Below are 9,331 nucleotides of genomic sequence, written 5' to 3' on the forward strand. Positions count from 1 at the left end.
GATGTGGCCGGCCGCCGCCCGATCTCATCTCCGGGCCCGCAACGGGTTGCACTAGCGTCGCGCGGGTGCCGCCCACGTTGCTGGTGACCAACGACTTCCCGCCCCGCACCGGCGGCATCCAGACGTACCTGCAGGCGTTCGCCGACCGGCTCCCCGCCGGTGAGCTCGCGGTCTACGCACCGGCCTGGCCGGGCGCGGCGGAGTTCGACGCCGCACGCTCCTACCCCGTGCACCGGCACCCGACGTCCCTGATGGTGCCCACCCCCGGCGTCGCCCGGCGGGCGGCCGCTCTCGCCCGCGAGCACGGTGCGACCACGGTGTGGTTCGGGGCGTCGGCACCACTGGCCCTGCTGGGCCCCGGGCTGCGCCGCCGGGCCGGCATCACCCGGGTCGTGGCCAGCACCCACGGTCACGAGGTGGGCTGGGCGATGCTGCCCGGTGCCCGGCAGGCGTTGCGCCGGATCGGCTCCGACACCGACGCGCTCACCACGATCTCGCGCTACACGCGCGGGCGGGTGGCCGCCGCGTTCGGCCCGGACGCGGCCCTGGAGGTCATGCCGTCCGGGATCGACACCGCCGTGTTCCGCCCGGACCCCGCTGCCCGCGCCGAGCTGCGCCGCCGCCACGGCCTCGGTGACGCGCCCGTCGTCACGTGTGTGTCCCGGCTGGTCGCGCGGAAGGGACAGGACGTCCTGATCCGGGCCCTGCCCAGGCTGCGGGAGCGGGTGCCGGGAACGCGCCTGCTGATCGTCGGTGACGGGCCGGACAGCCACCGGCTGCACCGGCTGGCCGCCGCCACCGGCACGGCGGAGCACGTCGTGTTCACCGGCCCGGTACCGGCCGCCGAGCTACCGGCCCATCACGCCGTCGGGGACGCGTTCGCGCTGCCCTGCCGCACGCGCGGCCGCGGGCTCGACGTCGAGGGCCTCGGCATCGTGCTGCTGGAGGCCGCCGCGTGCGGGCTGCCGGTGGTGGCCGGCGACTCCGGCGGCGCGCCGGAGACGGTGCAGGCCGGTCGCACCGGCCACGTCGTCGACGGCCGGGACGTCGAGGCCGTCGCGGACGCACTGTCGAGCCTGCTCGCCGACCCGGACCGCGCCAGGACGATGGGCGCGGCCGGGCGCGAGTGGATGCTGCAGGAGTGGGCGTGGCCCGCCCGCGTGGCCCGCCTGCGCGCTCTGCTGTCCGGCGCCCCGCTCCCGGCGGCCACCTGAGGCCTGCACTGGACTGTCCGGGCGCGCCGGGTCAGGCGGAGCTCTTGGGGGTGCTGTAGATGCTCGCGATGTCCTCGGCGAAGGTCTTCACGACGACGGCACGCTTGACCTTCATCGTCGGCGTCATCTCGCCGCCCGCCTCGGTGAAGTCGACGGGCAGGATCCGGAACTCGCGGATCTGTTCGGCGCGGGAGACGGCCCTGTTGGCCTCCGCGACGGCGTTGCTGATCTCCGCACGCAGCTCGGCGTCGTCGACGAGGTCGGCCACGCCGTCACCGGCGGGCTTGCCGTTGCGTTCGCGCCAACCGGGCAGGGCGTCGGCGTCGATCGTGACCAGCGCGGCGATGAACGGCTGTGCGTCGCCGATCACCATGCACTGGCTGACCAGCGGATGCGCGCGCAGCCGGTCCTCGAGCACGGCAGGCGCGACGTTCTTGCCGCCCGCCGTCACGATGATCTCCTTCTTGCGGCCGGTGATCGACAGATAGCCGGCGTCGTCGATCTCGCCGAGGTCGCCGCTGTGGAACCAGCCGTCCTCGATCGCCTCGGCGGTGGCCGTCTCGTTCTTCCAGTACCGCCGGAAGACGACGGGACCCTTCAGCAGGATCTCGCCGTCGTCGGCGATGCGGACGGAGTGGCCGGGCAGCGGCCGTCCCACCGTGCCGATCCGCTGGGCCGCGAGGGTGTTGATCGTGACCGCCGCGCTGGTCTCGGTGAGGCCGTACCCCTCGAGGATGGGCAGGCCGACCCCGCGGAAGAAGTGGCCGAGCCGCTCGCCCAGCGGGGCGCTGCCCGAACCGGCCGCCACGGCGCTGCCGCCGACGGTGCCGCGCAGCTTGCTGTAGACGAGCTTGTCGAACAGCGCGTGCCGTAGCCGGAGGGCGAGCCCGGGGCCGCCGGTGTCCTGGGCCCGGCTCCACGCGATCGCGGTCTCGGCGGCCGCGTCGAAGATGCGGCCCTTGCCGTCGTCGTGGGTGCGCTGGCGGGCCCCGTTGTAGACCTTCTCGAACACGCGCGGCACGCCGAGCAGGAACGTCGGACGGAACGACTGGAGATCGGGTAGCAGGGTCGACACGTCGGGCGTGTGGCCGACCACGGTGCGGCTGGCGACCGCGCAGTACTGCAGCGCGCGCCCGAACACGTGGGCGAGCGGCAGGAACAGCAGGAACGACCCGCTGTCGGTGAACACGGTGGAGAACTCGCGCGCCAGCGTCTTGGCCTCCCACACCAGGTTGCCGTGGGTGAGCTCGCAGCCCTTCGGACGGCCCGTGGTGCCGGAGGTGTAGATCAGGCTGGCCAGGTCGTCGACCCCCACCGCCTGCCGCCGGGCGTGCACCTCGTCGGCCGGGGTGTCGGTACCCAGCGCGGTGAGCTGCTCGATCGCCGCGGACGACCCGTCGGTGCCCGCCTCGATCTGCCACACGTGCCGCAGCACCGGGAGGTCGTCCGAGACGCTCTCGACGAGCGCTCGGTGCTTGTCCGACTCGACGACGATCGCGACCGCTCCGGAGTCGGCGAGGATCCAGTTGATCTGCTCGGCGGCGGACGTCTCATAGATCGGCACGGTGACGCCGCCTGCGGCGAGCACGGCGTAGTCGATGACGGCCCACTCGAAGCGCGTGCGGGAGAGCAGGGCGACCCGGTCGCCGGGCTCGACTCCGGCCGCGATCAGCCCGCGCGCCACGGAAGTGACCTCGTCGGCGAACTGGCCGGCGGTGATCTCCATCCACGAGCCGTCGGCGCCGGTACGGCGGCGGAAGGCCGGTGCGGCGGCGTCCTGGGCGGCGTTGTCGTAGACCGCGTCGACGAGGTTCTCCTCGTCGCCGACACGGACCGTTGCGGGGACGCTGTACTCGCGCACGGTCTTTTCCTCCTGGCCGGTCCGGCTGTCGTTCATGGGAACCTACCGTGCAGTTCAAGGCCGGGGCAGGCCCCGGCGCGACGGCGTGATCCGGTGCGGAAGGCTGCGCCCATGCCGTCGGTCGACGTGATGGACGAGACGTTCCTCGCCGTGGCCCCCGAGGTGGTGGCCGCCGAGTTCGCGCAGCCCGCGCGCTGGCCGGTGCTGTGGCCCGACCTGCGCCTCGAGGTGATGACCGACCGAGGCGTCCAGGGACTGCGCTGGACCGTGCAGGGAGCGCTGGTCGGCAGCATGGAGGTCTGGCTCGAACCCGTGCTCGACGGGACCGTGCTGCACTACTTCCTGCGGGCCGACCCGGCCGGACCGGACGGCGCCCCGCGCCCTGTCTCGGCCCGTCGGGGCGCCGCGGAGGCCCGCCGACGCCAGCGCGCGGCCAAGGCACTCGCGTTCGCCTGCAAGGACCGCCTGGAGGCGGGACGCGCGCCGGGCGAGGCACCGACGTAAATTGACGGCCATGCGCGTGCACGTGGTCTCCGACGTGCACGGCAACGTGGAAGCGCTCGCCCGGGCGGGCGAGGGTGCCGACGCGCTGGTCGTCCTGGGCGATCTCGTCGAGTACGTCGACTACGGCGATCCGGCCGCCGGCATCCTGGGCCGGGTGCTCGGGTCGGAGGTCAGCGAGCGGTTCGCGCACCTGCGCACGCACGGAGCGCCGGGGGAGCTCATCGCGTACATCCGCGGCGCATGGTCGCGGGTGCAGGACGCCGACGCCGTGGTCGAGGACGCCGTCCGGGAGCAGTACGACCTGCTGTTCGGCGCGATGACCGCCCCGACCTACGCCATCCCCGGCAACGTCGACATGCCCCGGCTGTGGCCGGAGTACGAGCGGCCCGGACTCAGCCTCCCCGACGGGAACGTCGTCCCGGTGGGTGGGCTGCGGTTCGGTTTCGTCGGCGGCGCGCCACTGCCGGCGGGACAGATGCTGCGCCGCAGCGGTCCCTGGACCCCGCACCTGCGCAACGCCGAGGAGTTCGCGGCCGCCGTCCACGCACTGGGCCCGGTCGACGTGCTGTGCAGCCACGTGCCGCCCGCGGTGCCGGAACTGGCGTTCGACGTGGTGTCGCGCCGTCCGGAGGCCGCCGCGTCCGCGCTGCTGGACGTCGTGCACCGGGACCGGCCGAGGGCGGCGCTGTTCGGGCACGTCCACCAGCCACTGGCCGCCCGGGTGCGGGTGGGCCGGACCGAGTGCGTCAACGTCGGTCATTTCCGCCGGACGGGCGTGCCCTACGTGCTGCGCTGGTGATGTTGCGGGGCGGCGACCGGCCCTCCCGTGTGGATGTTCGGGTCCGGGATCGACCTTCCTGGGTTGGATGTTCGGGCTTGCGCGCATCCCTTCGGTAGCCTGCCGCCATGGCCGACGCTACGACCTCCACGATCACCATCGCCGCCCCACCGGAGCGGGTGATGGCAGTGATCGCCGACTTCCCGGCCTATCCCGAATGGGCCTCGCAGGTGAAGAGCGTCGAGGTGCTCGGCAGCGACGCGGACGGGCGCGCCGAACGAGTGAAGTTCACGATGGACGCCGGCCCGATCAAGGACTCCTACACGCTCGACTACACCTGGGCGCCGGACGCGCGGTCGGTGAGCTGGACGCTGGTGAAAGGCCAGATCCAGAAAGCGCAGAACGGGTCATACACGGTGGTTGGCACGGGGTCGGAGACCACCGTGACCTACAGCCTGGCGGTCGACCTGAACATCCCGATGATCGGAATGTTGCGCCGCAAGGCGGAGAAGGTGATCATCGACACTGCACTCAAGGGGCTGAAACGTCGGGTCGAAAGCGCCCCATGACGCATCATCGCTGATCCCGCGGCTACCCTCCGCGTCGTGCGCGTCGTCCTTTTCACCGGTAAGGGAGGCGTCGGAAAGACGACTCTCGCTGCGGCCACGGCCGCTCTCCTCGCGCGCTCAGGGCGCAAGGTGCTGGTGGTGTCCACCGATCCGGCCCACTCCCTGGGCGATGCGCTGGAGTGCGAGCTCGGTGGCGAGCCCACCGAGCTGGAGCCCGGCCTCTCGGCCGCGCACATCGACACGAGGGCACTCCTCGACGACTCGTGGGGTCCCCTGCGCGGCCACCTCCGCATCCTGCTGTCCGGCGCCGGCGTCGACGAGCTGGTGGCCGACGAGCTCACGGTGCTGCCCGGCGTCGAGGAGCTGCTCGCTCTCGGCGAGGTGCGCCGCGCCGCCGAGAACGGAACGTGGGACGTCGTGATCGTCGACTGCGGCCCCACGGCCGAGACGCTGCGGCTGCTGGCGCTGCCGGAGGCGCTGTCGGGCTACCTGGAACGGCTGTTCCCCGCCCACCGGCGCGCGGTGCGGGGCCTGCTCGCCGGCCTCACCGGCGCGGGACGTGATGCGCAGCCGGCCTGGGACCGCACGGTCGATGCCCTCGATGTGCTGGCCGAGCAGCTCACCGGGCTGCGCGCGATGCTCGCCGACCACACCACGACGTCGATCCGGCTGGTGCTCACCCCCGAACGCATGGTGCTGGCCGAGACCCGCCGCACGCTCACCGCGCTCGCCCTGCACGGCCTGCACGTCGACGGGCTGGTCGCGAACCGGGTGCTCCCCGGACCACCGCCGTCGCTGAGGGGACCGGCCGGCCGTTGGCTGCGGGAACGCCACACCGAGCAACAGGCCGTGCTCGCGGAGCTCGGCGGCATGCCGGTCTCGCTGCGCACCGCCCCCCATGCCGCCGCCGAGCCGACCGGCATCCCGGCCCTGCTCGAGGTGGCGCGGTCGCTCTACGGCTCCGCCGACCCGGCCCCGCGAGCGGGGGCCGCGCCCGAGCCGCTGCTGCAGATCCGCCGCACGGCAGGCCGGGGCCGGTCGCTCGACTCCGAGTTCGAGCTCGTGCTGCACCTGCCCGGTGTCGTCGCGAGCACCCTGGACCTCAGCCGGATCGACGACGACCTGGCCGTCACCGCCGGCCCGACGCGCCGCATGGTGGCGCTGCCGTCGGTGCTGCGCCGGTGCACCGTGAGCGGCGCGCGCCTCTCCGGTGACGACCTGCGGGTGGCGTTCACCCCCGACCCGGCAGCATGGCTCCGATGACGACCACCGCGGGAAGCTGCAACGAGCACGCCGGGCTCGGTGCCGAGCTGCGCGCACTCGTCCTGAGCACGCTCGACCGGCTCGAGCCCGTCCTGGAGCGGATGCGCACCGAGCCGGTGACGCAGACCGCCGAGACCTGCGCGAACTGCCCCGTGTGCGCCCTACTCGCCGCGCTGCGCGGGGACCACCCCGAGCTCGCCGGGCAGCTCGCCGCGTATGCCTCCGGGCTGCTGAACGTGCTGCGGGCCGCGCTGGAGGAGGGCGCCCCCGCACCCCACGGCTCCCCGGCGGCCGAGCCCGACCCGCCGCAGCGCCGCGTCCAGCACATCGTGATCGATCGCGGCCCGGTGCCCCGGTGACCGCCGGTGGGAGAACCGTCGAGTGTCCGTGCTCACGTCCGTGCCCGTGCTGACCGTCGGCGTCGACGTCGGGGGTACGAGTGTCCGCGCCGGTGTCGTCGACGCGGAGGGGAACGTCCACGACACGGCCCGCACGCCCACCCCGCGTAGCGAGGCCGCGCTGGAGGCCGCGCTGGCGGGCGTCATCAGCGAGCTGGCCGGGCGGTACCGCGTCGGAGCCGTCGGGCTCGCGCTGGCCGGCTTCGTCACGCCCGACCGGCGCGGGGTGCGGTTCGCCCCGCACCTGTCCTGGCGCGACGCCCCGGTCGCCGACCGGATCGCTGAACGCGTCGGGCTGCCCGTCGTCGTCGAGCACGACGCCAACGCGGCAGCGCTCGCCGAACGGCACTTCGGTGCCGCGTCCGGCGCGTCCACCGCGGTCTTCGTCGCGCTCGGCACCGGTATCGGGTCGGCGCTGCTCCTCGACGGGAACCTCTACCGGGGAGCCTTCGGGGTGGCGCCCGAGCTGGGCCACCTCCGCGTCGTGCCGGACGGACGTCCCTGCCCGTGCGGCAAGAACGGCTGCTGGGAGCGGTACTGCAGCGGCACCGCGCTCGCCACCACCGCCGTCGAGCTGCTGGCCCGCGACCCCGGGCGTTCCCCGGTGCTGCGCAGGCTCGTCGCGGGCGACCCGGGCCGCGTGACGGGGCAGCGGGTGGCCGCCGCCGCCCGCGACGGCGACCCGGTGGCGTGCGCCGCCATGGACGACCTCGCCCGCTGGCTGGGGGAGGGGCTCGCGCTGGTGGCCGACGTCTTCGACCCGGAGCTCGTGGTCATCGGGGGCGGGGTGTCGGGGTCGGCCCCGTTGTTCCTCGACGAGGCCCGCGAGCACTACGCCGCCACCGTGACGGGGGCGGGCCGCAGGCCACTCGCCCGGATCCGCACCGCGCAGCTCGGGGAGGCGGCCGCGGTGGTGGGCGCCGCACAGCTCGCGCGCGAGGTGGTGCTGCAGTCCTGAGGTCCTGACGCCGCCGGTCGGCGGCGGGACCGTCAGACCACGGCTCCGTCGTCGCCGTCGTCCTCGCCGTCGCCGGGCGGATCGGGCCACAGGCGCAGCACGAGCCACCCGAGGCCTGCGGCGAGCCCGAGGAGGCCCAGCGGCAGCCCGTAGGCCAGCGGCACGCCCACCCACCCGGGCGCGATGATGAGCACCAGACCCAGCGCCAGCAGCACCAGCCCGACCAACGCCGGTGGTCCGAGCCGGGGGAGCGGGGGCGGTTCAGGCGGGATGAAGTGCTCGTCGTCGGCGGCTGGGGCCGGCTCCGGGACCGTGGTGGGGCGGGGCTCGAAGAGCGCGCCGGCCGGCTCTGCTGCGGCGGGCCACTCGGGCACCTGCCCCTCGCGGCGCCAGCCGGCCACGATCGCGTCGAACTCGTCGGGGGCGGCGCCGCCGTCGGGCTGCGCGCGCTCGTCGGGATCCCGGTTCACGCGGCCTCCTCACTCGTCCCGCGGTCGGAGCCCGTCGCCCCTGCGGCGGGAACGGCTCGGCCCCCACCATCCTGGCATGCCGGGCCGACGAAGAGGAGGCGCCGGGGCACGCATCGGTTGCGATCGGCCGTGCCCGTTGTCGCCGTGTGACGGGCGTCCGTAGGCTGGCGCAGTCGAGGTGGAGGGGGCACGCCCAGGTGCTGTACTGGTGGTCCAAGTTCGTGCTCCTCGGTCCGCTGCTCCGGTTGTTCTGCCGGCCCACGATCGAGGGAGTCGGGAACGTCCCGGAGCGCGGCGGCGCCATCCTCGCCAGCAACCACCTCGCGGTCGTCGACTCGTTCTTCCTGCCGCTGCTGGTGCCGCGGCGCATCACGTTCCTCGCCAAGCGCGAGTACTTCACCCAGCCCGGGCTCGTCGGCTGGTTGAAGAAGACGTTCTTCTCCGGGGTCGGCCAGGTTCCGATCGACCGGTCCGGCGGGTCGGCCGCCCAGGCGGCGATGGACACGGCCGTGCGGCTGCTCCGTGAGGACAAGCTGCTCGGCATCTACCCGGAGGGCACCCGGTCGCCCGACGGCCGCCTGTACAAGGGCAAGACGGGCGTCGCCAGGATGACGCTGGAGGCCTGCGTCCCCGTCGTCCCGGTGGCGATGATCGGCACCGACAAGGTCAACCCGATCGGGTCCCGGATGTGGCGGCCCCGCAAGGTGCACATCAAGATCGGGGAGCCCCTCGACTTCTCCCGCTACGCGGGAATGGCGGGCGACCGGTTCATCGAGCGTTCGATGACCGACGAGATCATGTACGCCCTGATGGAGCTGTCCGGGCAGACCTATGTGGACATGTACGCGGCGTCGGTGAAGGAGCGGGCGGCCAAGGCGAAGGCCGACGACCTCCAGGAGACCGACGGGAACGCCCGGTCGGCCAGCCGAGTGCCGGGCACCCGCGCCAGCTGATCACCCATGTGGGTGTGCACACCCACTCGTACACCCACTCGGAGCAGCGGCGTATGGGTCGATGTAATACAGTCAGCCGGTGCCGCGATGGGTCGATGTGGTCAGACGGGACAACCCTCCACCCGACGACGAGTCGCCCACGACCTTCGTCCGGGTGGACGACATCCCCACCACGTACGTCCCGGTCGTGACGGCCTCCACCAGTCCTCCCCCCGTCCCCCAGACATGGATCCGCAGGATCGCGCCGTGGGCGGCCTTCGGTGTCGTCGCCGTCGTGGTCGTCGCGGGCACCACGGCGTGGTCGGCGTCGCTGCGCGGCCCCGAGGACTCGCTCGGCGCCGGCGCCCCCACGCTGGCCCAGGT

At 73.7% G+C, this 9,331-nt stretch carries 11 protein-coding genes; 9 read left to right on the forward strand and 2 right to left on the reverse strand.

Annotation, left to right across the window (positions count from 1 at the left end; all coding sequences use genetic code 11):
* Positions 1 to 65: 65 nt before the first annotated feature.
* Positions 66 to 1,214: a glycosyltransferase family 4 protein gene (locus HF577_RS34965; RefSeq protein ID WP_169400286.1), complete on the forward strand. Its 1,149-nt coding sequence runs from the start codon at positions 66 to 68 to the stop codon at positions 1,212 to 1,214.
* Between the two features lie 31 nt (positions 1,215 to 1,245).
* On the opposite strand, the gene HF577_RS34970 is transcribed toward HF577_RS34965, so the two are convergent.
* Positions 1,246 to 3,075 (reverse strand): AMP-dependent synthetase/ligase, encoded by a 1,830-nt coding sequence (locus tag HF577_RS34970; RefSeq protein ID WP_169400294.1) that lies wholly within the window; start codon positions 3,073 to 3,075, stop codon positions 1,246 to 1,248.
* 111 nt (positions 3,076 to 3,186) lie between these two features.
* Between HF577_RS34970 and HF577_RS34975 the strand changes: the two genes are divergently transcribed.
* The 6 genes from HF577_RS34975 to HF577_RS35000 all read left to right on the forward strand — a co-directional run bounded on the left by HF577_RS34975 (position 3,187) and on the right by HF577_RS35000 (position 7,545).
* A complete protein-coding gene (locus tag HF577_RS34975; protein ID WP_169400287.1) occupies positions 3,187 to 3,579 on the forward strand; it encodes a polyketide cyclase / dehydrase and lipid transport in 393 nt (130 codons plus the stop codon).
* A gap of 10 nt (positions 3,580 to 3,589) precedes the next feature.
* Positions 3,590 to 4,378: a metallophosphoesterase family protein gene (locus HF577_RS34980; protein WP_169400288.1), complete on the forward strand. Its 789-nt coding sequence runs from the start codon at positions 3,590 to 3,592 to the stop codon at positions 4,376 to 4,378.
* A gap of 107 nt (positions 4,379 to 4,485) precedes the next feature.
* Complete coding sequence (locus tag HF577_RS34985) at positions 4,486 to 4,926, forward strand: SRPBCC family protein (RefSeq protein WP_169400289.1); 441 nt, start codon at positions 4,486 to 4,488, stop codon at positions 4,924 to 4,926.
* A gap of 36 nt (positions 4,927 to 4,962) precedes the next feature.
* On the forward strand, positions 4,963 to 6,189 hold the full coding sequence (locus tag HF577_RS34990) for an ArsA family ATPase (RefSeq protein WP_169400290.1): 1,227 nt from the start codon (positions 4,963 to 4,965) through the stop codon (positions 6,187 to 6,189).
* On the forward strand, positions 6,186 to 6,548 hold the full coding sequence (locus HF577_RS34995; RefSeq protein ID WP_169400291.1) for a hypothetical protein: 363 nt from the start codon (positions 6,186 to 6,188) through the stop codon (positions 6,546 to 6,548). Before HF577_RS34990 ends, HF577_RS34995 begins: the two co-directional genes overlap by 4 nt.
* Before the next feature lie 46 nt (positions 6,549 to 6,594).
* The gene (locus HF577_RS35000) at positions 6,595 to 7,545 is read left to right on the forward strand and encodes an ROK family glucokinase (RefSeq protein WP_169400295.1); all 951 of its coding nucleotides are present in this window, start codon (positions 6,595 to 6,597) and stop codon (positions 7,543 to 7,545) included.
* A 32-nt stretch (positions 7,546 to 7,577) separates the two neighbouring features.
* On the opposite strand, the gene HF577_RS35005 is transcribed toward HF577_RS35000, so the two are convergent.
* Positions 7,578 to 8,015, reverse strand: coding sequence for a hypothetical protein (locus HF577_RS35005; RefSeq protein ID WP_169400292.1), 438 nt, complete (start codon positions 8,013 to 8,015; stop codon positions 7,578 to 7,580).
* Between the two features lie 197 nt (positions 8,016 to 8,212).
* Here HF577_RS35005 and HF577_RS35010 point away from each other — a divergent pair, with 197 nt between their 5' ends.
* Positions 8,213 to 8,968, forward strand: a complete 756-nt coding sequence (locus tag HF577_RS35010) for a lysophospholipid acyltransferase family protein (RefSeq protein ID WP_169400296.1) — start codon at positions 8,213 to 8,215, stop codon at positions 8,966 to 8,968.
* 79 nt (positions 8,969 to 9,047) lie between these two features.
* A partial coding sequence (locus HF577_RS35015) for a hypothetical protein (RefSeq protein WP_169400293.1) occupies positions 9,048 to 9,331 on the forward strand: 284 nt, incomplete at its 3' end.

Origin of the sequence: Pseudonocardia xinjiangensis (assembly GCF_012911925.1) — a bacterium.
GTDB classification, from domain to species: Bacteria; Actinomycetota; Actinomycetes; order Mycobacteriales; family Pseudonocardiaceae; genus Pseudonocardia; species Pseudonocardia xinjiangensis.

What these genes read in the sequence shown, in the direction of transcription:
- HF577_RS34975 (WP_169400287.1), top strand. Translation starts at nt 3,187, where the DNA reads ATGCCGTCGGTCGACGTGATGGACGAGACGTTCCTCGCCGTGGCCCCC.
- HF577_RS34980 (WP_169400288.1), top strand. Translation starts at nt 3,590, where the DNA reads ATGCGCGTGCACGTGGTCTCCGACGTGCACGGCAACGTGGAAGCGCTC.
- HF577_RS34985 (WP_169400289.1), top strand. Translation starts at nt 4,486, where the DNA reads ATGGCCGACGCTACGACCTCCACGATCACCATCGCCGCCCCACCGGAG.
- HF577_RS34995 (WP_169400291.1), top strand. Translation starts at nt 6,186, where the DNA reads ATGACGACCACCGCGGGAAGCTGCAACGAGCACGCCGGGCTCGGTGCC.